Origin of the sequence: Pedobacter miscanthi, assembly GCF_032678605.1 — a bacterium.
Classification (GTDB): Bacteria; Bacteroidota; Bacteroidia; order Sphingobacteriales; family Sphingobacteriaceae; genus Pedobacter; species Pedobacter miscanthi_A.
The window spans coordinates 24,957-48,143 of sequence record NZ_JAVTSU010000030.1; the positions used below are offsets into that span (position 1 = coordinate 24,957).

The window sequence follows — 23,187 nt, forward strand, 5'->3', positions numbered from 1 at the left end:
GCACTTAGAATATGTTATCTAAAAACCAGGAGCTTTCTACCCTTCAAAAAAAGGAAACTTTAGAGGATTTTTATAATAGGTTAAAAATCACACGCCCCGAAATCCCTACGCCAAGTTTAGGGATGATTAACGACATTGGGCACTTTAACGTTTTCAATAGGAGTACCGTTTGTACCAACATTCCCTCTGCTTTTAGCCGAAGGGATTTTTACAAAATTTCGCTGATTATTGGTAACGGCATTTTACATTATGCTGATGCAGATATAGAAATAAAAGGGCGTGCTTTGCTGTTTACCAACCCAAATATTCCGTACTCATGGGAAAGTACCTCACCAAAGCCTGCTGGTTTTTTCTGTCTTTTTACCGAAAATTTTATCCATAACCGCAACGAAACCCTTCGCGATTCGTTATTATGGCGCATAAACGATAGTCCAGTCATTCACATTGATGAAGAACAGGAAGAAAGCTTAAGGGGCATTTTCTGTAAAATGATGAAAGAAATGGATGGCGATTACATTCATAAATACGACCTGTTGCGGAATTATGTACAACTCATCGTTCATGAAGCTTTAAAGGTTAAACCACAGGATGTTTTTTTTAAACAGAACAATGCATCGGCACGTTTAACTGCCTTATTTCTTGAACTATTGGAAAGGCAATTCCCTATTGGTTCTACCGAGCATATTTTAGAGTTAAAAACCGCGCACGATTTTGCTTTCCGCCTGTTGGTACATGTTAACCACCTTAACCATGCGGTAAAAGAAGTAACTGGTAAAACCACTTCAGAGCATATTTCGAGAAGAATAGCAACTGAAGCTGTTGCTTTATTAAAGCATACCGAATGGAACATCGCACAGATTGCTTATTGTTTAGGCTTTGAATATCCGGCAAATTTTAACATCTTTTTTAAACGCCAGATGCAGTGCACACCAAAGGGTTTTAGGGCTAATTAGTAGTAACTAGTCTATTCTTAGTGTCCCGCCAAGATCCTAAAAATAAAATTCTTAACGATTTACAAATTAGTATAGTCGTACCGAAACGCTACGACTATACTAATTTCAATAAAAAGGGTCATCATCTCGACTGATGCGAAGTCCCGAAGTTTCGGGAGAGAAATCTATCGAAACAGATTTCTCGGCTCCGTTTCACTCCGCTCGAAATGACGACCGAACTATTCCAAAACCGCAGCATCACCACTCCTGTCTGCATCCAATAAATACCTATAAGGATCAATGGCGACTATTTTTGGCTTATGATTTACAACAATTGAAATTTTAGTGCTGTTCTGTTTGATGTGATACTTCCCTAAATAAATCGGTTTCGTGTTAACGTTCCAATCCCTTTCTAACTGATTAAAACAGGCTAAATCTATTTCCAGATCGGGTGCTTGTTTACCACCATCACTTAACCTTTCGGCAGATATTTCTACATCAATTTTATATTTTCCATATTTTAAGGCTTTACAAGCAAGCACTTTGATGCCTAAATCGTAAGTCACCACCTGGTTAAAACAATCGTTTATAAACTTTTTTTGTTCAGGTAAAGCCTGGTTTAACAGTGCATTCACAAAATCAGCGGCAGTAGCTTTAGTTTTAGGATATTCGTGATTTATAATAAGCTGATGTAATACCGTATTAAATGCCTGCACACCAATCAGTTCTTTTACCGCATACATGATCAATCCACCTTTTTGGTAATGCACATAAGGCTGATCTAAAGTTTTAGCCAATGGCAATTCTTTTTCATTGTTGTTCCGGTTCAAAAAATAGAGGCCATTATCATAAGTCAGGTATTTTTGCAGGTACATTTTGCCAAACCTTTTTTCAATCAGCACATTTTCAGTGTATTTAGCCAGCGATTCGGTAAGCATGGCATAACCTGCACCATCCATAGGCGATAGTTTGTTGGCCCACCATTGGTGCGCGGTTTCATGAGCTGCAATGGCATAACTTTGATCTATAACACCGTTTTGACTAAAGTTACCCAGAAAATTAATGTCTTCTGCACTAAAAACCACGCCAGGATAAGCCGTTGCTGCGCCTTTATATTGTGGAATTTCGGCAATGGTTAATTGCGTTAAAGGATATTTTGAAAAGTTTGCATCGCCGTAATCCAAAGCATCTTTAACCGCGATAAACATACTTTCCAAGTTGTATTCCTGTCCGGGCTGGTAATAAATACTTAAATCTATACCTTTGTATTTTTTCTTTTTAACCGCATATTTTGCGCTGCTCACAGCAAACATAAAATTGATTGGCTGAGTAGTTTTGTAGTTAAAATACCTTCGGTTATTGGTTGTCCACTCTTTTTGTAACTCACCTACCGTAATTACTTTCTGGTCTGCTTCGGTAGAAATGATGGTTTCCAAGTTGATCAGTTCATAAGTACGATTGTAGATAGGTGGAGAAGCAACTTTGGTTAAACCTGCTTTTTTCCTTTCCGCTTTGTTGTCGCTTTCAAAATAATAGCAATAGCCAAAATGGGGTACAAATTTTTCCAGTTCGATGTAAGTTCCGTTTTTTACAATAGCATTTTCTTTATCAAAAGCAGTAAATCCTGTTCGGATTACTTCAATAGAAAAATCCATATTTATTAATTCATCAGGCTGTAATGGATTTTTCAAATCAATAACCTGTTGACCAAATCTTTTATCCATTTTGTTTCGGCCACCAGCAATTTCTGCCGAAAAAGAATTTACCTCAGGGCTTACATAAGTCCAGATTTTGGAAATGGGTATTTGTGTTTCATTTTTTAACTGATAGGTACCTTTTACAGAATATTTTCCCTCATTTGGGTATAAATCTACTTCCGTTTTAATCGATTTTATAACAGGCTGTGGCAAATTAGCAAATGCCTTATATTTCTTTTCATATGCCAAGTGCCACTCTAATTGTGCTTGTTTATTTTGATATTTCCCAATAATATTGGTTTGATGGTAAATAAATGCACCGGCAGAAATCCAGATTAAAAATGCAGACAAAGTAATCCATTTATATTGCTTAAGCACTTTACCGATTGATTGAAATTGATTAATAACTTTTATTTCAACCTTATTTTGCCACATTGAAATGGTTAAAACCGCAATTACGACAGCAAGAGCCGCCCAATACAACATATACCAGTTAAATGCTTTGGCATAATACCCAAAACCGTTGAAATAAGAATGCAACAGATCAGGCACGGTAGCGAAGCGCAGCAGATAATGTTCCATTCCGAACCTTTCGGCGTACGAAATCAAAAACACCATAAGCATACTCAATACCATACCGAGGTATTTGTTTGCGCTTAAATTCTGGATAAACACCAGCAGCACTACAAAAAGCAACATAGGTAAAGCACTGTAATAGTATAAGGTGAAATACAAGGGCAATTCGATGTGGAAATAACCGTGCGTAACCTGTAGAACAATACCAATCCCAATATTTAAAGTTACAAGTGTAAAAACCAGCACAGAAAGGCTCAGGTACTTTGCCATCCACATGGCCGAATTTTGAACAGGTGTACTATAAATTAAAGCATGGATGTTGACCGATTTTTCCCGGCAGATGGTTTCTGCTCCATAAAACAAAATCAGGATCAATCCAAATTTCATTGAACGCATTTCTTCGATGATGATACCGGTTGCCGGGTAGCTATGGATGCCATAGATGCCACTGAACAATTGATCTTTTAATTCGACCCCGTATAAAAACACCCACAATAAAAGCATGATCATAATGGGGATATTTTTAAACAGAAAGATCATTTCGAGCTTAAATTGTGCCTTTAAAATACTGAAACAATAGCGAAAACCATTTGGCAAAACCGCCAATACACGATACGGAATAAATGCGATCTGCTCTGATTTAGCTGTTTTCGTTTTCCGCTCACGCTGCAGCCTAAAATGGAAGAACCGGTAAGTAACCAGGGTAATTAGAGCTGTTACTCCAATCCACAACAACCTGTTGAATAAAAATACGCCTTCTACAGGAAATAACTGCTGATTGCGCTGCAGGTCAGTCCAGGTTCTGGTTTCACCGAAAAATGAGGCCAGTGCAAAAGGATCTAAAAGTAAGGGTAAAACATCGGGGCCGGTAGCTTTCATTGCAGAGGTAGCCAGCAAAGGTGAATTCCCGAATATCGAAGCCAGCATGTATAAAATGTATATCAGTACGCCAATTACATAAATTGCCCTAACGCTTTTAGTTAAAATAGCGGTACAGAACAATGCTCCAGCTGCAAATAAAGCGTTGGGCAAGGCAAAAGCAAAAAGCGGCTGTAAGAAATACGCTAAATTAAATGGGCCTAAACGGTCAGCATCGATAAAAAAAGAACCTATAAAAATCCCGATGATTACGAGGATGTATAAACTAAAAACAGCAAGCAACAGGCCCAAAAACCTTACACCAAAATAGATCCGTTTGTTAATTGATGTGGTAAAAATAACCGATTCCATCCTGTACATTTCGTCCCTTAACACCACATTTGTGCTAAATATAGTGCCGGAAAATATGGAAAACAGCGAAAGTAATGCCATGATATTGGCAATTACATATGGCGAATTTTTATGCACTTCTGCCGAACCAAAACCACCTTTAACCACACAGCAATAACCTAAAATAAAAAACAGCAGTGCGGCAACTTTAAAAGATGCCTGCCCGAAATGATATTTCAGTTCGAATTTAAGTAAATCGCCAGTCATAGCCTCGCCCCCACATGTTGATTTGCTGAATCAAACAAGGATGAAAAATAAACCTCTTCCAAACCCGGATATACCGCTTCGAAACCTTCAGCCGGCATTTGATCAGCAAGTACAAACAAATTCAATTTACCTGATATGATTTTGGTAGAAATTACCTGACAAAGCGTAGTATAATGCGGCAGATCTGTTTTTTCAATTACCTTCCGCCAGATTTTCCCATCCAGTTTTTGAGTTAACTCGGATGGCTTGCCTTGTAAAATCAGTTTACCATTGGCCATTACGGCCATTTCAGGACAAAGATCATTCACGTCTTCAACAATATGGGTAGAAAGGATTACCACCCGATCTGCACCGATTTCGCTCAACAGATCATGAAAACGGTTTCTTTCCTGTGGATCCAGGCCTGCCGTGGGCTCGTCTACAATAATGAGTTGCGGATTGCCCAATAAAGCCTGTGCAATGCCAAAACGCTGACGCATACCACCTGAAAAAGTACCTACCGATCTTTTCCTTACTTCGAACAAGTTGGTTTGCTGTAAGAGCGAAAGCACCTGCTCTTTCCGCTCATTTTTATTTTGCAGGCCTTTTAAAACTGCCAGGTGATTTAACAGATCAAGGGCAGAAATTTTAGGATAAACGCCAAAGTCTTGTGGTAAATAACCCAGTTTACTCCTCATTGCTTGAGGGGCTTGCAGTATATTATTACCATCGAAAGAAATCTCTCCGCTATCTGGTAACTGTAAAGTGGCCAATGTGCGCATCAGCGATGATTTACCGGCGCCGTTTGGGCCCAATAAACCAAACATGCCGTTAGCGACATTTAATGTAATATCATCGAGGGCTTTTACCCCATTCTGATAAGACTTTGTAAGTTGTTGTATTTTAAGCCGTGCCATATGCTGTATTAAGATGAACGCAAATTATACAGCTTAAATCGGTCTGTTAAATTTAAGTGACAAAGGGAGCTGAAACGATGATGAATGGAAATAATATCTGCGATATTGCTTTCATCATGAAAAACAGGCCTTTCATCATCTAAATTTTAAGCTAATGATAAATTATATTAGTTTTAATACTCTTGGGTGGTGTGTGGGACACAGACTACGGAGAGGGGTTTTAATGTTCTCGCGCCTCGGTTTCTGTCGCCACGAACCGAAACTAAATGGCCTGACCAGACACAGACAATGGAAGGGGAATCAAAAAAAAGTAAAGTGGAAGAAAATGCTCAATACCAAAAATTTAAACTTCAGTTATAAATACCAGGATTTTTTCATTTATGTTGGTCTTTTGTTATGGATCGCCATATCCAATACCTATACTTTATCCACCCATATTTGGTCAACATATGCCATCTGTATTTTTGCGCTTGGCTTTTGTTTATTACCCGTACTCGTTTTTTCTTTTGTTAAATCGCGCTTAAAAAACACTTTAAATAAAAAGAATTATGCCATCTACTGGTGCATTTGTTATTTCGTTTTGCTGCCAATTTTTACTTTTATTGCTTTCAAATTCAACATAGGAAAACTTGAAGATTCCGTTTTCATTTCGACTGCTTTAGCTGCAATTTCGCTGGAACTGATGTTGATTGCCAATCAGTATTACAAGAAAAAAGTGCAGCATATTAAATGGATCAAAAGAATCGGTTTGGAGAATGCTGTACTGATTACCATCATTTTACTTGCCGCAACCATTTCGGTTATGGCCGTTTCCAGTTTGGAAAACCCGATTTATCAAAGGAAAGGCTTCCGTTTGGTTGGGTTTGAGTTTGATGCTAAAATGCTGCTTTACAATTTCGGAACGTTTCTGGCATTCTTTTCTCAATTCCTGATCATGTATCTGTGTGGATACCTCCTTTTTTTCATCAACAGCAGGTTTTTGGTTTCTAAAATACTGAAAGAAAAAGGATTGTTGATTTATCTTTTAACACTTTCTACCTCCATTGCCATTCTTTATCCCATATTGGCCCAAATATTGATTTTGTTGCCCATTAATACCGTTTTTGGAAGGAGTATATTTGTAGCCAATCCTTTCGAACCCGAAAATGCTTTTGGTGCCTTCGCCATTATGCTGATTAGTTTACCCGTAGTTTTGGCACTGCAATGGGGAAAACAGAATAACAGGATCCTTACACTGGAAAAAGAAAAATCGCAAAACGAACTCGATTTACTAAAACAACAGCTAAATCCGCATTTCTTTTTTAATACCCTGAACAACCTTTATGCATTGAGCCTGCAAAAGTCGGATAAAACGCCCGATAGTATCCTGCAGTTATCAGAATTGATGCGCTATACCATTTACAAGGGGCAGGAAAAAACGGTTAAACTTTCGCAGGAACTGGATTATATCGAAAATTATATCCAATTACAACAGATCCGCTTACGGAAAACATTGCATTTTGAGTTCGATAAACAGGTTGAAAACGATCAGATCGATATTGCCCCGCTCCTGCTCATCGTTTTTATTGAAAATGCCTTTAAACATGGCATTGAGCCTGCAGAAGATGCTGCTACCCTAAAACTCTCACTGGTTAGCAACCATCATACCCTTACTTTCAGCTGTGAGAACTCTTCCGATCCGGAAGAAATGCGCCAAACCCAAGGAATCGGCATAGATAACCTTAAAAAAAGGCTCGAATTGCTCTATCCAAACCGCTATACGTTGCAGATCCAATCAATTGACAATATCTTTAAGGCTAAACTTAAACTCCAACTGGCATGAGCTTACATTGCTTAATTGTAGATGATGAACCGCTTGCGCATGGTGTACTAACCGAATATGCAAAGGATGTTCCGTTTATTACCATTACAGGGCATTGTTACCGCGCTACAGAAGCACTGGATTTTTTGAGCAAACAACAGGTAGATCTGATTTTTCTGGATATCAGGATGCCGAAGCTAAATGGCCTGGATTTTTTAAGGACGTTACAGCATAAACCACTCGTTATTATTACTTCGGCCTATGAAGAATATGCTTTGGAAAGTTTCGACCTTGCTGTTTGTGATTATCTCTTAAAACCTTTCAGACTGGATCGCTTTTTAAAAGCCGTTAACCGGGCATTGGAACTCTATCAGTTAAAAAAGCAAAACACCCTTGTTGCAGATATTGAAAAAGTAATGCCAAAAACCGAAGCTCAGATTTCACTTAAAGTAGATAAAAAACATATCCTCATCAATATAGAAGAAATACAGTTTCTGGAAAGTTTGGGGAACTATGTAAAAGTTTGGAGAAACCGCGAATTCATACTTACACCTCGAACATTAGGCAGCTTTGAAGCACAATTACCTGCTGATTATTTTATTCGGATCCACAAATCTTTTATCCTCAATAAAAAATATGTCGATTATCTGGAGGGTAATACCATTGTGCTTAAAAACGGACAGGAGGTACCAATTGGTAAAAATTTCAAAGGCATGATCAAACAACTTCTGAATATGGAGGATTAACCGATTTTTAACCAACCGGTAATACTCATCCGTTGTTTATTGGTAAGCAGTACCTCGTGCGCCAGATCTGAACTTTTAAAGAAAACGCTTTTACCGTTGTTAGGTGAGATATTCTGCTCCTCACCAGCATGATAAATACGCAACTCACCCCCATCTTCAATTTTCCAATCAGCATTTAAATACATAATCATCGAGTATTGGCGACTTCCATTGTGCTGAAACTGATCGATGTGTTTTTTATAAAAAGTACCCTGTTCGTAAAGCGTATAATGAAATTCGTAACCGGTGATCCCTGTATAGCAGGTCTGGTTTAAGTAAAGGACAAATTCATCCATCAGATCGAAAAAATCGTTCTCATATTGGTTTTCATGCTTTCTATCCAGCCAATAAATTACATCACTACGGATCAGTTTATCCTGGTTAACCACCACATCATTCCCAACACCAGCATTTAAGAGTTTCTTGTTTTCAAACAGGGCGATCAGGTTATTTTTAAGGTGAGCAGCTAAAGAGACACTTAAAAAATCTTCTGCGATCCCAACTTTATCTTCGATAAAACTATCGATAAGGCAATCAAATATTTTTTCCAACAGATTATATTAATCTTAAAACGGTATGCCTAAGGTTGGTAAGGTAGTCTTAATTAATGGCTAAGATGTCGTTTCTAAAATTTATATTTGAGATCCAAAAACCCACCTACATGCCGCATATCTTCCCAGCGCAATACTCCACTTTATCTGCCGCAGCTTTAAAAGATCACTTAATTAAGGCTTATCACTTAGATCCCTCCACCACCTGCCGCTTATTAATCAGAAATGTAAGTGATACTTATATATTGGCAAACAATACGCAGAAATTTATTTTCAAAATTTACCGTGATGCGCACCGTAAACTAAATGAAATTGAAGCAGAAGTAGAATTACTCCATATTTTAAAAGCGAATGGAAATTCGGTTTCTTATCCTTTGGTGGATGTAGAAGGGAAACACGTTCAACAGTTTAATGCTATTGAGGGCATAAGAAATGGCATTTTGTTCTCTTTTGCAGAAGGGAGCGTAATTTTAGCGCTGGAAGATCAACATCTTAACCAATTGGGTCATGATATAGCCAAACTGCATCAAACCACCTCAACAATAAAACTGAATAACCCCAGGCCGGTTTTTAATTTCGAAACTACCCTTTTTAAACCTTTGAGGGATTTAAAACCCCATTTTGCAGAAATGACAGAGGATTTCGAATACCTCAGTACGATCGCCAATAAAGTGGTGAAAAAGTTTGAAGATTTTGATACCTCAACATTCAGTTACGGTTACTGCCATTACGATTTCTTCCCCAAGAATTTTCATTTTGATGAGCAGAATAACATTACTTTCTTTGATTTCGACTTTGCAGGCGAAGGTTACCTGATTAACGATTTAATGACTTTTCTAAACCATTATTTCTTCCATCAGCTCAACAACCTGATCACCAAAGAACAGACAGAAAAAGATTTTGGTACTTTTTTAACAGCTTATCAGAAAATCAGACCCTTAACCGATGATGAATTAAAAGCTGTTCCTTATCTGGGCATTACCTTTCATATTTTCTTCCTGAAATTCTTTTATGATAATTATGATGATTGGTCGAATGCTTTTTTAACCCCGCGATACACCAAACACCGTGTAGCGATGATTAAAAAATGGGAAGAACTGTATTGTAACTTTTAGGCAAGGCGGGGATAATCTCATCTGTCTTTTTTATCTTGTAACATCATTCAAAATCAATAAGATGGATCAGAAAATAATCAACCTGTACGATGCGTACACCCATAGCCAGATTTGCAGAAAAGATTTTATGAAAAAACTGGCTGTATTGGCCGGCAGTACGGCACTTGCGATGACAATTTTGCCCATGCTTGAAAATAATTATGCAGCAGCGGCCGATTTTAACAGCGACGACATTGAGGTTGAAAACGTTACCTACCCTGGTGCTGATGGCGAAATAAAAGCGGTACTTGCAAAACCTAAAGGCAAAAAGAATTTGGGTAGTGTATTGGTTATCCACGAAAACCGTGGTTTAAACGCACACATTATTGATGTAACCAAACGTGTTGCAGCCGAGGGTTTTATTGCACTTGGTGTTGATGCACTTTCGCCCCTTGGCGGAACACCTGCTGATGAAGATAAAGGCCGTGAGCTGATTGGTAAGTTAGATCCTGAAAAAAACCTGCAAAACTATTTAAAAGGGTTGGAATATCTGCGTAACCGTAAAGACGGGAACGGAAAGGTAGGCTGTGTAGGTTTTTGCTGGGGCGGCGGCATGGCGAACAAACTTGCTGTTAATGACCCAAAATTACAGGCGGCAGTTGCTTATTATGGTGCACAACCCAATGCAACTGATGTGCCAAAAATTAAAGCAAGTATAATGCTGCATTACGGAGGCCTGGATGAACGTATTAACGCTGGCATTCCGGCTTATGAGCAAGCTTTAAAAGAGAATAAGATAGATTATAAACTTTACATTTACGAAGGCGTAAATCATGCCTTTAATAATAATACTTCGCCTACACGCTATAACGAAGCAGCAGCAAAATTAGCCTGGAGCAGAACAATTGAGTTGTTTAAAAATAAGTTGACAGTGTTGACGAGATAAGTTTCCTTTGCTCGTCATTTCGAGCGGAGCGCAGCGTAGTCGAGAAATCTAACTCGAGTTAGATTTCTCCGTTTCGCTACCGATGAAAAATCGGTACGCTACAGTCGAAAAGACGATTTTATATTTAGAAAGAAGCCTCCGCTCATCACGTCATTTCGATCGGGGCTCCCTCAAATTCGTAATTTCGAGCGGAGCGCAGCGTAGTCGGGAGGACGTTTTTTGAAATAACGATTTTTCTCCTTAAGTTCATTTATATGGAACGCGGAGGATGCATCTACATCATGACTAATTATCAAAGAACATCTTTGTACATTGGTGTAACTTCTAATTTAAGAAGCCGTATTTATGAACATCAGAATAAAACTTATCCTACTTCTTTTACCGCGAAGTACAATCTAATTTTTTGTGTTTATTACGAAGTTTATACCTCTATAGAAGAAGCAATTGATCGGGAAAAACAATTAAAAAAATGGAACAGAGCAAAAAAAGAAGTGCTCATTAATAATTTCAATAAAAGTTGGGATGATCTAACTGACGTTATAAATGAGTGGGATGAATAAAAGATGTTTAAGTCATTTAGTAAGTCTTGGTAGATCTCTCCATTCCGCTGCGCTTCAGTCGAGATGACGAGCGCACAGGTAGTTTGATCCACAAGTGGTGTAACACGCTAATTCGTTATTTCTAGTAAATTCTCCACTCATCACGTCATTTCGAGCGGAGCGCAGAGTAGTCGAGAAATCTTTTAAAAGTGCCATAAAACTACGTCCAAAGATTTCTCCATTGCGGTGGAAATGACGATTTTACAAGAAAGGCACCCTAAGGGACTAAAACAAATCCGTTTTAAGCATGGTCTTCAAGATATTCGATTGAACATCGAAATTATTGAGGTGGTTTAAGAAATTGATATCTGATATTTTATGGTAACTATCTTCCAATAAATTAATCACCTCGTGTGGAATTGCGGTTTTTAACACCGCAGCATTACTTTTTAACTTATCATTTTTGTACTGAAGTTCCTGCACAATTTTCTCTTTCTCTGAAAGATTGGTCGAGGTATCCAGATCATTCAAAATGGTCAGATCGCAAAATAGAAACAGGTTTCTACTTGGAAAAAACAGGTAATACTGATCAATATCTAAAAATTTGTATACTTCAATTACCTGCTCTCCTGATTTTAAGCCGATGTAGAATTCTGTTTTAAAATCGTACTTGCACAGTTTCCCCATCAATTTTTTCTCAATAATGGCATATACATTGGTATATACCTGCCTATCCTGAAAATTGATTAGTTGTGCAAATTGATTGGTGTTAAGATCGAAATAAAAATCGTTGGCGTATTTAGAGCTGAAAACGTTGATGTTTTTCGAAAATGGGAAATCGGTGCTTAACTCAGATAATACGCTGAATAACTTCCGCAGAGATAAATTGACTTTAAGCGATTGCTTCTGTTTATCCTGCTGAAAACTTTTCTGGTCAACCAGCGTTCCTGCCATCCGGTCAATCAGTTCTTCATTGAGGTCGATCTCATCATAAATGAGCGAAACATTTTTTTCGTTGCTCTTTTTGATTTTTTTAAGCAGCTCGATTACGCTATCGGTAAACTGAAGGTGAAAAAGATCAAGCTTTTCGATCTCCAGTTCTTCATTATTGGTAAAAAGTTGGTGAATAACCTGGCTCCGTAAGTAAATTTTATAAAGCACTTCATCATCAAAAAACACAGAGAGCAACTGTAAACGGTTGATCTCTGCGCTTGATTTTTTGATAATATTTAAACGGTATTCATCCATAGGTTAATTTAATTCACCCTCGTAACGTTCTTTTTCAACTCTGTTTCCAAAGTTTTAAGTTCGCCATCCAACACACGTCTGCTCTGTGCACCAGCCTCATGGATCTGTTTCACCTCATTAAGTGTTTCAATCAATGATGATGTGGTCATTTTTAGGGTTTCCAAAGATACCACAGTTTTTTCATTTTCTTTGGCTACATCAATACTGTTTTGCTTTAACATTTCTGCATTTTTCTGCAAAATGGTATTGGTTGTATCCGAAATTTTCTTCTGCATCTCTACATTGGCTTTCTGCCTTTGTAGCGCTACGGCAATGGTTAATTGGTTTTTCCATACCGGAATGGTGGTAGAAACAATTGATTGTGCTTTTTCTGCAATCGAAGTGTTGTTGTTCTGTACCACGCGGATTTGCGCTAAAGATTGTAACATAATAAAACGTACAATTTTCATATCAGCCAACCTTTTATCTAAACGACTAATGAAATCCCTTAAATCGGCAATTTCATAATCCTGGTAATCAGCAGGCCTTCCTTCCATTTCGGCCAGTTTAATATTCAGATCGTTGTATTTTAACTGTCCGGCAATAATCAGTTCTTCCATCTGGTGGATATACCCAACATTGCTATCGAACATGGTTTGCAATGAGCTGTTATCTTTAATGGAGTTTAACCTTCCGGCTTTAATTTTATTGGTTATTTTATCGATGTTATTTACCACCACATCGTATTTCTGGAAAAGTTTTTTCACATCAACAACCAAACTCTTCAAAAACGGGATTTTAGAGATAAAACTCTTAAATCCGCTTTGCTCCAGTTCAGAAACATCGATATAGTTCAGTTCAGTTAGCAGTTCGTTAATTAAACCGCCAACTTCGCCACTATTGTAAGTACGTACAGACGATAAAAATTCGTTACTGTATTTCTCCATAGAGTTTTGGGCATCGCTTCCGTAATTCAGGATAGAATTTACATCTGATGGTTCCAGCGACTTTCCAATTTCCTGGTATTTAGTTGTTTCCTCGGAAGTTATTTTTTCGAGGTCAATATTTCCGTCCTTATCCAGTTTAACCGGTGTAAGAACCTGCGGAAGATTAGGGTTGGTTTCCATAGTTTATTATATGATCAGCTTTGCGGCCTATAAATAATTTTGCGTTACAGTTTTAACGGTATCTTCCAGTTTCCTGTCTTTGGTTGGTTCGCCAATGGCATTAAATTTCCATTCGCCGTTTTTCTTATAGAAAACGCCCATTACCATTGATACGTGGCCGGCAAAGTTAGATCCGTTTGCAATATCATATTTAGCAAAAACCTCGTTTACACGTTTGGTTGTACCTTCGTAAATGCGGATGGAAGCAAAAGGAATGCTTCCGAAATCGTGACCTCTAAAGCTGTTTAACACAAAAGCCACATAAGTTACGTTAGCATCCAACTGTGAAAAATCGAGTGTAATTACCTCGTTATCCAAACCATCATCGCCACCCATATCGCCCGTTAAATCATCACCACTGTGTTTTACCGATCCATTTTTAGATTTGAGGTTACCAAAGTAAACTACCTCTAAAAGCTGTTTGTTTTCATTGTATAATGCACAGCTTCCGTCTAAATCAACCGCTTCTTTTGAAGATCCAAAACCGAAAAGGCCTTTCTTTTCGATAGCACCCCAGTTAATACCTACGCAAACATTCTGAAGTTTGCTACCATTGCTTTTTTCAAGACTGATACGCTGTCCTTTTTGAAGATTGATTGCCATAATATTATTGATATTTGTTTAAATAATCCTGTAAACCACCTTTCATACCTACACCTACTGCCTCAAATTTCCATTGATTTTCGCGTTTGTAAATCCTTCCGAATTCTACTGCGGTTTCGATAGAAAAATCTTCTTCAAGCTCGTACTTTAAAATCACTTCGTTGGTAACGGCATCAAAAATACGGATGAATGAATTCCTCACCTGGCCAAAATTCTGTCTTCTGTTTTCGGCATCATGGATGGTTACCACAATGCAGATTTCGTTTACTTTAGCATCAATTTTAGTCAGATCAATTTTAACCTGCTCATCGTCACCATCGCCATCGCCGGTTAAGTTATCACCAGTATGTTCTACAGCGCCATCCGGAGAAATCAGGTTGTTATAGAAAACAAAATTTTCGTCAGAAACCAGTTTTTTCTGATCGTTTAATATAAAAATCGAAGCATCTAAATCAAATGCAGAACCTGTAGAAGAGCTGTTGGTATCCCAACCTAAACCTATTGTAAATTTAGGAGCATTGATATTTTCCCTTTGCCCCTTTTGCAAATTAATAGCCATATTTAAATTAATTTATAATTATTGTTTTTGATATAGTCTTTTATAAGATGTAAATTTTTCGAATACACCTCTATGGTATGATAATTATTACCTAACGAAAGATCGTAAAGCTGATTGATAAAATCGGTACTTCTACGTTCCAAAAATATAGTAAAGCTGCTCGAAGCACTATTTAAAATGTATTTCACAATGCGGGTATTGAAGCAAAAATTCCCTCCATCGATAATTTCTTCAAGATCGAAAATAGACTTGATTTGGTGGTAATTCAGAAAATTTTCAACGTTGGGGTGGATGTTCTTGTTCACCAGCTCTGCAAAATAAAGCATGTGCATTTCATTTTTCAAGCCATATTCTTTGGCCATTTTTAAAATCATGCGTTCATGGCTTCCGGTGATTTTAATATCATCGAGGAACAAAAGTGTTTTGCCTGTCAGAAAATCCTTATCAATATGAAAAGAATCATTTCCGATCAGCGATAGCCGCTCTTCTGCACTTAATTCGCCATAATCTTCTTTGTAGGTAATGGTACGGTGCACCTTTGTTTCCTGCACGGCTAAACCACCATTTTCTATCAGCCAGCGGTTAAGCTGACTCACGAAATAGTTTTTCATGGCAAAAGTTGCCGTCGGAATAAAACTGTAAGGACTTGAGATCACCACAATCTGGTCGGTAATGGCATTATCAGCCAGGTAATAGCGGATAAAACCATCGGCGAGATCTTTCCCAAATGAATGGGCAACCAGGTCATCGCCAAACTTAAAGCGGCTATAATCGTCGGCACTAAAACCGAAATCGGTTGTATTGTCGATTTTATGGAGTGAATAACTATACGGTATCATAGAGTAGGTTTGAGATAGATAGGTTATTGGAATTGATGAGCATACTGTTAATCCCAATGGCTTCTGCCCCACGAACATCTGCATGAGGGTTATCACCAATATGAATTACATCGGTTAACAATAAATTTGGGTGTTTTGTTCTGTCGATGGTATCCAGCATCAACTGAAAAAATCCGGTACTGGGTTTCGACATGCGCACCTCATCAGAATAGAGCTGAAAATCAATATATTCACCGATGCCTAAATGGTTGATGACCTTTTTTAGGGTTTTACCTTTAATAAAACCGGTGTTGCTTAATATATTGGTAGAACTGTTACCCGATTCTTTAATTTTAGCCAGCACATTTAAACAATCGTTGCAATAGAGCTTGGGCATATGGGTAAATACGATTTGTTCCATATCGTGATCCAGCGCCTGAAGGTCTACATCACGGAAATTGAAGTCGTAATCGTTGATCATGCTGATGATCATTAAATACATTTCCTCGGCATCAACATTTTTTCCGGCCTTTTCGTTAATGGCGTTCACCATTAAATCTACCTGACGGAAAGTGATGGAAATTTCTTCAACAGTTTTATTTTTACTGTTAAAATTTCGGTAAAAATACTGTACCCTTTCCTGTTTGTAGGCAGGATTAGATTTAATCAACGTTAACCAAAGATCGAATGAGTAATGTTTGTAAAAAGCCATTGCGCCTGTTTCCTAATCTATTTTATTAAATCCTAATATTACAAAATTAGATTGTAATATCAGGAATGTTTGATTGTAAGATTTATCACAGATAAGCCTTACAACTTAAGATTTATCCAATACATCTTCGGCATCTTCCGAGATCACGATGTCGCTTTTATGTTTTTTTGGAAAGTTGAATAATAAAGAGGTTATTACGGGAATAATAAAAATGGCCACGGTGAAAATAGATACAAAAAGATCTGTTTTTTCGCCTTCAATGGCATGAGAAATTGGCGATTCGGGATAGAAGTGGGTAAATAATGATGAAGTAAGTTTAACACCTAAAACACCGATTACGATAAAAGCCACTGTTTCTAAAAAGGTAAATTTCTCCATTAATTTCACAAAAGCCTGTGCCACAAAACGCATAGCCAGAATACCGATAAAAACACCGATATAAATTAACCAGATGTGATCGGTAAAGGCAACTGCTGCAAAAACGTTATCGATAGAGAAGGCTAAATCCATTACCTCTACAAGGGCAACGGTTGCCCAAAAAGTACCTACCAAACCAACCGTTGATTTATAGATCCAGCTTTTGCTTTTATCAACTTCCTCTTCGTCGTCGTTATTTTTACTGTTCTTTTTTCTAAAATAATCGAATGCCAGGTACAACAGGTACAAACCGCCAAGTGGTTTTAACCACCAGATTTTTACCAGCCATGCTGCAAGGAATAAACAAATACCCCTAAAAACATAAGCACCAATAATACCGTATTTTAATGCTTTTTCGCGCTGGCTCTTTGGCAAATCCATTACCATGGTAGCCAAAACCGCAGCATTATCAACCGAAAGCAAACTTTCGATTACAATCAGGTTTAAAATAATCAATAATCCGGCCTGTATATCATCACCTAAAATCGTGTGCAGAAAATCCATTGAGCGAGTGTGTTTTTTTAAATTAAAGTTTTAGTTTTCGTAACAAAGAAACAAAATTTTATCATTTCTCCTCGTTATTTATATGATTCTTTTATTGTTAGAATGACAATTGTTAAAATTGTTACGTATTTAGCATCAAATATTAGTGTGCAGCATCTAATTGATAAATGGCACCTTTTTCTCCGGCCAGCATAACCACCTTACCTTTTTTAGCTTTTTGAACCGCATTAAAACTTTTATCAGAAATGTGTTTCCAGTTTTGGCCGCCATCGGTAGAAATATCTGTACCGGATGTACCTGTAGCGATGATTGTTTTGGCATCAATATAAGCCACGCCAGATCGGAAGCCTAAAACTTGTGTATTTGGTTTTTGCCAGGTTTTACCACCATCGTTTGTTAAAAGCACATTGTTTGTATTTTCTTTATCCTTTACATAATTGCCACCTACAGCAATTCCTGTTTTTGAGTTTAAGAAATCAATAGAAAAAGGACCTGTACTGTTTTCACCTTGCAAAATCGGGCATTTAAATACCTGCCAGCTTTGACCATAATCAGGCGAAAAATAGATATTAGAAACCATTCCACCGGTTGCAATCCAGGTTTTACCACCTGGTAATGTTTTAATGGTGGTACCACTGGCAGCAAAACTCGCCTCGCCTTTGGCCATACTGGTTTTTAGGTTAGCAGAAATATCCTGCCATGTTTTGCCAGCATCTGCAGTTTTAAGCAATTGCATTTTATCCTTAATCGGATCGCCAAAAATGATGCCTTTGTTTTTATCCCAAAAAGCAGCGCCATCTAAAAATATGGCCGAATCTATGTTTTTATATTGTTCTGTCCAGGTTTCGCCACCATCAACTGTTTTCAGAATATAAGCAGGTGATGCAATCCCTACAATAATGGCCTGTTTATCGTCAAAAGCTTCAATATCCCTGAAATCGATTTTTTCATAACCATTTGGTTTTACCCATTTCCAGGTTGCGCCGCCATCGGTAGTTTTTCCAACTGAACCATTACTGCCGCTTACCCAGGTAACCTGATCAGATACCACACTTAATCCGCGTAAACTTGTTTTAGCACTTTCATTTAAAGGTTTAACAGTGTACGACTGCGCAGCGCAAAAAAAAGGTGCCAATAAAAGGCACCATATTAATTTTTTCATGTATTGTTATTTTACCCGTTTAAAAGTTTCTGATCTGCCTAAAAGCGAAATTCCTACATAACCACGAATGTTTAATACATCGGTACTTTTTAAGGTCATGTTACAGCTATAGGTTTTACCACTTTTCGGATCATAAATTGTTCCATCAGTCCATTTACCGCTATCGTAAACAAAATCTTTCAGTATTTCGAGATTCAATAAAGCACGTTTCTGAAGGTTTATATCAGGGTTTTTTACATCTAATTTAGGTTTTCCGTTGATATTAGGTTCCTTTATCCATGCTAATTTCCCGTAAAACTTATCACCTTTTTTATAAATCTCTATTTGTCCTTCTCCTGATGGATTAAGCCATTTGCCCACAATAGCATCTTTACTTTGTGCAAAGGCAGAAAATGAAACCGCTACAAAGAGCAGCATTAAAAATGGTAGCTTTCTCATATTTTTTATTTCTAGTTAGTTTTTAAAGATAATGAATTACACCTTATATCGAAACATTAAATAAAGAGAAAAAGTATGAAAAAGCTTTATAAAAAGAAAAATTACTTTGAAACTATTGGTAAATACTTGGTCCTATAGGCATAAAACAGGAAGAGGTTGAATAATAACATCACCGCAATCATCGGAAGATCTTTAGGTTGCGCTAAAAACGTTGTATACAAGAAGATATTTAAAGTAACCGGAAAAATAATAATGGCTGCTAAAGGTGCTGTGCGATTGATGAGCAACAATACCCCTCCGATCAGTTCTGTTATTTTGATCAATGGAAAAAGATATACCGCTGCCATTGCTCCTGTCATAAAGCTGGTTTGGGCAGCCGTCATTTCGGGTGCCTTAGGCATTAGATTAAGAAAATAGCTTACAGAAGCAAATAAATACATAGCGGCCAAAAGCACGCGAACAACAATTACTGCAATTTTCATATTGGTTAAGTTTTAGTTTGTATTTTAAAAATAATGTTTTTTTTTATTAGTTCATTGGTTCACTGGCCATTAGTTTATTGGTACCTGCAGGTTGGTTAATGGGTTAACTGGTTGATGGCCTATTGGTTCATAGTTAATAGCCACATGGCTTAAAATAATTGCTAACCTTAATTTTCTTAACTCCTTAATGGTCTATTGGTTCATAGTTAATAGCCACATGGCTTAAAATAATCGCTAACCTTAATTTTCTTAACTCCTTAATGGTCTAATTGTTTATCGTTAATAGCCACATGGCTTAAAATAATCGCTAACCTTAATTTTCTTAACTCCTTAATGGTCTAATTGTTTATCGTTAATAGCCACATGGCTTAAAATAATCGCTATCCCTTAATTTTCTTAACTCCTTAATGGTCTAATTGTTTATCGTTAATAGCCACATGGCTTAAAATAATCGCTAACCTTAATTTTCTTAACTCCTTAATGGTCTATTGGTTCATGGTTAATAGCCACATGGCTTAAAATAATCGCTAACCTTAATTTTCTTAACTCCTTAATGATCGATTTTTAATGTTAGATACATATACTACACCTTTAGCTAGCGTGTTTGTTTTTATCACTAGCAAACACCTTTTAGTAATGTTCGACTATGAACTTTGGACTCAATTACTTATAATCATAATTCACCATCCATTGGATCCCGAATTTATCTGTAGCCATTCCAAAAAGCGCATTCCAGAATGTTTTTTCCAAAGCCATTGTTACTGTACCTCCGGCCGATAAATCATCAAAAAGCTGTTTAGCTTCCTCTTCACTTTGCGCATCAACCGAAAGCGAAATACCTGTACCAAAGGTAGATGCCGGCATTGGGTCGGTAATATCAGTTCCCATCAGTATGTTGCCTCCAACCGGCAAAGCGATATGCATTAGTTTCTCCTGATCGCCTACGCTCATGCCATCGCAGCCAGGCGAATCTTTATAGCGTTGAACGACCAGAAACTCACCTCCAAAAACCGATTTGTAAAAGTTGAATGCTTCTTCGGTATTACCGTTAAAATTTAAATACGTGTTAAGTGTTGCCATTGTTTTATTTAGTTTATTAGTTAATTCGTCATTAGTTCATTGGGCCATTGGTAATTGAAAATTGTTGATTGGGTGCTCATTAAAGTCTGTCGGTCATCCTCGTCAGCTTAATATCCATCCATTCCACCCAGTTTTTACCATCAAATTGCTCCCACTTTCCCACTATCGTTTCCGTCTTAAAATTTCCTATAAATCTTTCTGTATCAGCAAATATTAAAATGATGTCATCGTAAATTTTAAGGGTAGAAATGGAAATATTTCCCTGGTTATTAAAAGACTGCGACCTAAAAACATCCTCCATATCATCGTAATGTGTAATTTCTAAAGATTGGATCTTTTTATCGTTGAACATTACATCCACCCTGTGTGTTAAAAAGAAACTGCCTTCAATCCATTCGTACTTATCAGTTCCCTTTATTACTTCGCCCGATTTGGTTAAACCTTCTGTTTTCCATGTACCGATATAAGGATTTAGCAAATCAAGCCTGTTGTTTCTCATAAATTTAGTTAAAATCAATTAGGATTTAAGCCACTGTAAATATTTTTTAATTGATGTATATGCCTTTGTGTGTGATAAATCACAAAATAAATTGCTTCTAACCGGGTTAAAAAACCATAACCGGGCAGTTCATAAGAAACACATGTTTTAGTTAAATCCAAGCCAGTTGCGGCGTTTAAAGTCCCCAGCCTGATCTGTTTTAAATTTTCCAATAATTCAGAATAATCATAAATGCTATCTTCAGGATAAATCTCTTTAGGTGAATCGTATTTCACATTGAAATTCAAAAAATCATTTCTAATTTCCTGCACCATTAAATCAGCTGGTTTATCTGTGTCCGTTACAGGACCATTGATTATCTGCAAAAAACCCGAATTTGCCATAACCAGGTGTTTGGCCAACTGACCAGCCGTCCAGCTTCCCTCAAATGGCACCTTATTTATTTCAGCAGCATCAAATTCGGAGAAAACATTTTCTAATGCCGACAAGGTTTCGTCGGCTTCTTTCATTACCTTTTCCATAATTTACATATAATTCATTCCCGGGTAGCCTAGTAACCTGCGCCAAAGGGCAATCTGCCCAATGCAATTGGCATCGCGATAGGTGCTGAAACTGATCATTTCGAAAAGCGTGATTTCCATTCCGGGTATGGTGAGTTTTTCTTTAAGTTTCTCATCCGAAGCCTGTGTTAACGCTTCTTGCAAAAGCGGAGAAATTGCTACCCAATCTTTTATAAAATCGGCCAATGATGGATAAACCGCATCGTCTATAATGCCTTTATTATTGGCAAAAAGTTCGTCGGTAATAGATGGAAGATCAATTCCGAACGATTTAGCCAGAAAGTACCTGCCCTGCACTATACTGCCCGTAATCCAGGAGATATGATTCGCCTTAGTATCCAGTCTTTTTTGGGCATCTTTTTCATCTATCCCATTCAAAGCCCTCAATAAAAAATCGGTATGCATTTCGTACAGCACAATTAGTCCGTACATGCTGCTACTGGTTGGTGTAGTTTTCATATTGTTTTTTATTATTGGTTAACTTAAATAAAGTTAAGGCTTAATATTGAAGCTCACCCTTGCCGTAAAAGTCAATATTAAGGGGCATTTCAGACAATTTTTATATATTTACGATAGCTAATTTTTAACCAAATGATACAAATAGGTGTTTTAATGCCCCAAAACTTCAGATTATTAAGTGTTGCAGCTATTTTAGACGTTTTTGATACCGTAAATGGATTTTACAGAAAAGATCAGCTAGAAACTCCTTTTAATATTAGTTTAATTACTGCGGATGATAAGGATTACAACTTTAGCGAGCACCCCTGTATATCCTTGCAAAAAGCCATTGGTCTCGATTTGATTTTAATTCCGTCATTTGCCACCAATGATATTAAAGAATGTATTTCGGTTAATAAAAGTTATATCCCATGGTTAAACAAACAACATCATGATGGGGCAGAAATTGCTACTTTTTGCACCGGTGCTTTTTTATTGGCCGCATCAGGATTACTAGATGGTAAAGCCGCTACTACCCATGTTGATGCCTGTACAGCATTCTCCACTGCTTTTCCACAGGTGCATTTAAAAGCCGACAAAACGGTAACGCAAGATGGTAAACTGTTTACCAGTGGGGGCGCAACCTCTACTTTCCATCTATTATTACATCTTTTACAAATCCATTGCGGAAAAGACATGGCCGTTAAAGTTGCCAAGGTTTTCGCCATCGATATGGATCGTGTAAACCAATTGTACTTTAGTACCTTTCAGCCTATCCGTTACCATAACGATGACCTGGTGGCCTCTGCACAGGAAAAAATAGAAAATAATTACCAGGATGTGGCTACCATTGAAGAAATGATTAAAGATATTCCATCAAGCAGACGGAATATTGTACGTCGTTTTAAACAGGTAACCGGCATTACCCCGATCGAGTACCTGCAGCAAACCCGTATTGAGGCAGCCAAAAAACTATTGGAGCAAACGGCACAGCAGATGACGGAGGTAATTTATAACTCTGGTTATAACGATCCAAAGGCATTTAGGAAGGTATTCAGAAAATCTGTCGGGATGACGCCAACGCAATATAGGGATAAGTTTCAGGCGAGGTAGGAGATATCGTTATTTCCAACTTGATTGGGAACCTTAAAGCAATAAACTTTAAGATTAGTTTTGAAGCGCAAAACCTGTGGTTCTTGGAGTAAAAGCGGGTTTATTAATGAATGGTA

General features: G+C 37.5%; 24 protein-coding genes. 7 read left to right on the top strand and 17 right to left on the bottom strand.

Features of this window, described 5'->3' with window-relative positions:
- The first annotated feature begins 11 nt into the window (after nt 1-11).
- A complete protein-coding gene (locus tag R2R28_RS27360; protein ID WP_316828843.1) occupies nt 12-953 on the top strand; it encodes a helix-turn-helix transcriptional regulator in 942 nt (313 codons plus the stop codon).
- A gap of 218 nt (nt 954-1,171) precedes the next feature.
- Here the strand turns inward: R2R28_RS27360 and R2R28_RS27365 are convergent, their stop codons facing one another.
- Both R2R28_RS27365 and R2R28_RS27370 read right to left on the bottom strand, forming a co-directional pair.
- Nucleotides 1,172-4,681, bottom strand: coding sequence for an ABC transporter permease/M1 family aminopeptidase (locus R2R28_RS27365; protein ID WP_316828844.1), 3,510 nt, complete (start codon nt 4,679-4,681; stop codon nt 1,172-1,174).
- Complete coding sequence (locus R2R28_RS27370) at nt 4,678-5,577, bottom strand: ABC transporter ATP-binding protein (RefSeq protein WP_316828845.1); 900 nt, start codon at nt 5,575-5,577, stop codon at nt 4,678-4,680. The genes R2R28_RS27365 and R2R28_RS27370 overlap by 4 nt, the downstream gene beginning before the upstream one ends.
- A 325-nt stretch (nt 5,578-5,902) precedes the next feature.
- Between R2R28_RS27370 and R2R28_RS27375 the strand changes: the two genes are divergently transcribed.
- Both R2R28_RS27375 and R2R28_RS27380 read left to right on the top strand, forming a co-directional pair.
- A complete protein-coding gene (locus R2R28_RS27375; protein ID WP_316828846.1) occupies nt 5,903-7,399 on the top strand; it encodes a sensor histidine kinase in 1,497 nt (498 codons plus the stop codon).
- Nucleotides 7,396-8,124, top strand: a complete 729-nt coding sequence (locus R2R28_RS27380; RefSeq protein WP_316828847.1) for a LytTR family DNA-binding domain-containing protein — start codon at nt 7,396-7,398, stop codon at nt 8,122-8,124. Before R2R28_RS27375 ends, R2R28_RS27380 begins: the two co-directional genes overlap by 4 nt.
- Here R2R28_RS27380 and R2R28_RS27385 read toward each other — a convergent pair.
- Nucleotides 8,121-8,714: a 2OG-Fe(II) oxygenase gene (locus R2R28_RS27385; protein WP_316828848.1), complete on the bottom strand. Its 594-nt coding sequence runs from the start codon at nt 8,712-8,714 to the stop codon at nt 8,121-8,123. The genes R2R28_RS27380 and R2R28_RS27385 overlap by 4 nt on opposite strands.
- A gap of 110 nt (nt 8,715-8,824) precedes the next feature.
- Here R2R28_RS27385 and R2R28_RS27390 point away from each other — a divergent pair, with 110 nt between their 5' ends.
- The 3 genes from R2R28_RS27390 (at nt 8,825) to R2R28_RS27400 (ending at nt 11,314) form a co-directional block, all read left to right on the top strand.
- Nucleotides 8,825-9,829, top strand: coding sequence for a phosphotransferase (locus tag R2R28_RS27390; RefSeq protein WP_316828849.1), 1,005 nt, complete (start codon nt 8,825-8,827; stop codon nt 9,827-9,829).
- Nucleotides 9,830-9,890: 61 nt separating this feature from the next.
- Nucleotides 9,891-10,754 (top strand): dienelactone hydrolase family protein, encoded by an 864-nt coding sequence (locus tag R2R28_RS27395; RefSeq protein WP_316828850.1) that lies wholly within the window; start codon nt 9,891-9,893, stop codon nt 10,752-10,754.
- Between the two features lie 254 nt (nt 10,755-11,008).
- Complete coding sequence (locus R2R28_RS27400) at nt 11,009-11,314, top strand: GIY-YIG nuclease family protein (RefSeq protein ID WP_316828851.1); 306 nt, start codon at nt 11,009-11,011, stop codon at nt 11,312-11,314.
- Between the two features lie 264 nt (nt 11,315-11,578).
- On the opposite strand, the gene R2R28_RS27405 is transcribed toward R2R28_RS27400, so the two are convergent.
- The 14 genes from R2R28_RS27405 to R2R28_RS27470 all read right to left on the bottom strand — a co-directional run bounded on the left by R2R28_RS27405 (nt 11,579) and on the right by R2R28_RS27470 (nt 21,979).
- The gene (locus tag R2R28_RS27405; protein WP_316828852.1) at nt 11,579-12,541 is read right to left on the bottom strand and encodes a hypothetical protein; all 963 of its coding nucleotides are present in this window, start codon (nt 12,539-12,541) and stop codon (nt 11,579-11,581) included.
- Between the two features lie 8 nt (nt 12,542-12,549).
- Nucleotides 12,550-13,647 (bottom strand): toxic anion resistance protein, encoded by a 1,098-nt coding sequence (locus tag R2R28_RS27410; RefSeq protein ID WP_316828853.1) that lies wholly within the window; start codon nt 13,645-13,647, stop codon nt 12,550-12,552.
- Between the two features lie 27 nt (nt 13,648-13,674).
- Complete coding sequence (locus R2R28_RS27415) at nt 13,675-14,289, bottom strand: TerD family protein (RefSeq protein ID WP_316828854.1); 615 nt, start codon at nt 14,287-14,289, stop codon at nt 13,675-13,677.
- A gap of 4 nt (nt 14,290-14,293) precedes the next feature.
- A complete protein-coding gene (locus R2R28_RS27420) occupies nt 14,294-14,848 on the bottom strand; it encodes a TerD family protein (protein WP_316828855.1) in 555 nt (184 codons plus the stop codon).
- Nucleotides 14,849-14,850: 2 nt separating this feature from the next.
- Nucleotides 14,851-15,687 carry a phosphoribosyltransferase family protein gene (locus R2R28_RS27425; RefSeq protein ID WP_316828856.1) on the bottom strand — a complete coding sequence of 279 codons (837 nt, stop codon included), beginning with the start codon at nt 15,685-15,687 and terminating at the stop codon, nt 14,851-14,853.
- Nucleotides 15,674-16,378 carry an HAD family hydrolase gene (locus R2R28_RS27430; RefSeq protein WP_316828857.1) on the bottom strand — a complete coding sequence of 235 codons (705 nt, stop codon included), beginning with the start codon at nt 16,376-16,378 and terminating at the stop codon, nt 15,674-15,676. Before R2R28_RS27430 ends, R2R28_RS27425 begins: the two co-directional genes overlap by 14 nt.
- A gap of 105 nt (nt 16,379-16,483) precedes the next feature.
- Nucleotides 16,484-17,299 (bottom strand): TerC family protein, encoded by an 816-nt coding sequence (locus R2R28_RS27435; RefSeq protein ID WP_316828858.1) that lies wholly within the window; start codon nt 17,297-17,299, stop codon nt 16,484-16,486.
- Nucleotides 17,300-17,441: 142 nt separating this feature from the next.
- Entirely contained in the window at nt 17,442-18,461 is a 1,020-nt protein-coding gene (locus R2R28_RS27440) for a VPS10 domain-containing protein (protein ID WP_316828859.1), read from the bottom strand.
- A 6-nt stretch (nt 18,462-18,467) separates the two neighbouring features.
- Nucleotides 18,468-18,899, bottom strand: coding sequence for a DUF2147 domain-containing protein (locus tag R2R28_RS27445; protein ID WP_316828860.1), 432 nt, complete (start codon nt 18,897-18,899; stop codon nt 18,468-18,470).
- A 101-nt stretch (nt 18,900-19,000) separates the two neighbouring features.
- Nucleotides 19,001-19,381, bottom strand: a complete 381-nt coding sequence (locus R2R28_RS27450; protein WP_316828861.1) for a DoxX family membrane protein — start codon at nt 19,379-19,381, stop codon at nt 19,001-19,003.
- A gap of 663 nt (nt 19,382-20,044) precedes the next feature.
- A complete protein-coding gene (locus R2R28_RS27455; RefSeq protein WP_316828862.1) occupies nt 20,045-20,461 on the bottom strand; it encodes a VOC family protein in 417 nt (138 codons plus the stop codon).
- A gap of 79 nt (nt 20,462-20,540) precedes the next feature.
- A complete protein-coding gene (locus tag R2R28_RS27460) occupies nt 20,541-20,960 on the bottom strand; it encodes a hypothetical protein (RefSeq protein ID WP_316828863.1) in 420 nt (139 codons plus the stop codon).
- 14 nt (nt 20,961-20,974) lie between these two features.
- Nucleotides 20,975-21,481 (bottom strand): DinB family protein, encoded by a 507-nt coding sequence (locus tag R2R28_RS27465; RefSeq protein ID WP_316828864.1) that lies wholly within the window; start codon nt 21,479-21,481, stop codon nt 20,975-20,977.
- A gap of 3 nt (nt 21,482-21,484) precedes the next feature.
- Nucleotides 21,485-21,979 (bottom strand): DinB family protein, encoded by a 495-nt coding sequence (locus R2R28_RS27470; protein ID WP_316828865.1) that lies wholly within the window; start codon nt 21,977-21,979, stop codon nt 21,485-21,487.
- 132 nt (nt 21,980-22,111) lie between these two features.
- Here R2R28_RS27470 and R2R28_RS27475 point away from each other — a divergent pair, with 132 nt between their 5' ends.
- Nucleotides 22,112-23,071, top strand: a complete 960-nt coding sequence (locus R2R28_RS27475) for a GlxA family transcriptional regulator (RefSeq protein WP_316828866.1) — start codon at nt 22,112-22,114, stop codon at nt 23,069-23,071.
- Nucleotides 23,072-23,187: the final 116 nt, after the last annotated feature.

Excerpts from the sequence above, each read along its gene's own strand:
- R2R28_RS27450 (WP_316828861.1), bottom strand. The coding sequence starts at position 19,381 with ATGAAAATTGCAGTAATTGTTGTTCGCGTGCTTTTGGCCGCTATGTAT.
- R2R28_RS27465 (WP_316828864.1), bottom strand. The coding sequence starts at position 21,481 with ATGGAAAAGGTAATGAAAGAAGCCGACGAAACCTTGTCGGCATTAGAA.
- R2R28_RS27420 (WP_316828855.1), bottom strand. The coding sequence starts at position 14,848 with ATGGCTATTAATTTGCAAAAGGGGCAAAGGGAAAATATCAATGCTCCT.
- R2R28_RS27430 (WP_316828857.1), bottom strand. The coding sequence starts at position 16,378 with ATGGCTTTTTACAAACATTACTCATTCGATCTTTGGTTAACGTTGATT.
- R2R28_RS27395 (WP_316828850.1), top strand. The coding sequence starts at position 9,891 with ATGGATCAGAAAATAATCAACCTGTACGATGCGTACACCCATAGCCAG.
- R2R28_RS27375 (WP_316828846.1), top strand. The coding sequence starts at position 5,903 with ATGCTCAATACCAAAAATTTAAACTTCAGTTATAAATACCAGGATTTT.
- R2R28_RS27475 (WP_316828866.1), top strand. The coding sequence starts at position 22,112 with ATGATACAAATAGGTGTTTTAATGCCCCAAAACTTCAGATTATTAAGT.
- R2R28_RS27425 (WP_316828856.1), bottom strand. The coding sequence starts at position 15,687 with ATGATACCGTATAGTTATTCACTCCATAAAATCGACAATACAACCGAT.
- R2R28_RS27400 (WP_316828851.1), top strand. The coding sequence starts at position 11,009 with ATGGAACGCGGAGGATGCATCTACATCATGACTAATTATCAAAGAACA.
- R2R28_RS27380 (WP_316828847.1), top strand. The coding sequence starts at position 7,396 with ATGAGCTTACATTGCTTAATTGTAGATGATGAACCGCTTGCGCATGGT.
- R2R28_RS27470 (WP_316828865.1), bottom strand. The coding sequence starts at position 21,979 with ATGAAAACTACACCAACCAGTAGCAGCATGTACGGACTAATTGTGCTG.
- R2R28_RS27445 (WP_316828860.1), bottom strand. The coding sequence starts at position 18,899 with ATGAGAAAGCTACCATTTTTAATGCTGCTCTTTGTAGCGGTTTCATTT.
- R2R28_RS27460 (WP_316828863.1), bottom strand. The coding sequence starts at position 20,960 with ATGAGAAACAACAGGCTTGATTTGCTAAATCCTTATATCGGTACATGG.
- R2R28_RS27360 (WP_316828843.1), top strand. The coding sequence starts at position 12 with ATGTTATCTAAAAACCAGGAGCTTTCTACCCTTCAAAAAAAGGAAACT.
- R2R28_RS27390 (WP_316828849.1), top strand. The coding sequence starts at position 8,825 with ATGCCGCATATCTTCCCAGCGCAATACTCCACTTTATCTGCCGCAGCT.
- R2R28_RS27405 (WP_316828852.1), bottom strand. The coding sequence starts at position 12,541 with ATGGATGAATACCGTTTAAATATTATCAAAAAATCAAGCGCAGAGATC.
- R2R28_RS27365 (WP_316828844.1), bottom strand. The coding sequence starts at position 4,681 with ATGACTGGCGATTTACTTAAATTCGAACTGAAATATCATTTCGGGCAG.
- R2R28_RS27440 (WP_316828859.1), bottom strand. The coding sequence starts at position 18,461 with ATGAAAAAATTAATATGGTGCCTTTTATTGGCACCTTTTTTTTGCGCT.
- R2R28_RS27455 (WP_316828862.1), bottom strand. The coding sequence starts at position 20,461 with ATGGCAACACTTAACACGTATTTAAATTTTAACGGTAATACCGAAGAA.
- R2R28_RS27435 (WP_316828858.1), bottom strand. The coding sequence starts at position 17,299 with ATGGATTTTCTGCACACGATTTTAGGTGATGATATACAGGCCGGATTA.
- R2R28_RS27415 (WP_316828854.1), bottom strand. The coding sequence starts at position 14,289 with ATGGCAATCAATCTTCAAAAAGGACAGCGTATCAGTCTTGAAAAAAGC.
- R2R28_RS27410 (WP_316828853.1), bottom strand. The coding sequence starts at position 13,647 with ATGGAAACCAACCCTAATCTTCCGCAGGTTCTTACACCGGTTAAACTG.
- R2R28_RS27370 (WP_316828845.1), bottom strand. The coding sequence starts at position 5,577 with ATGGCACGGCTTAAAATACAACAACTTACAAAGTCTTATCAGAATGGG.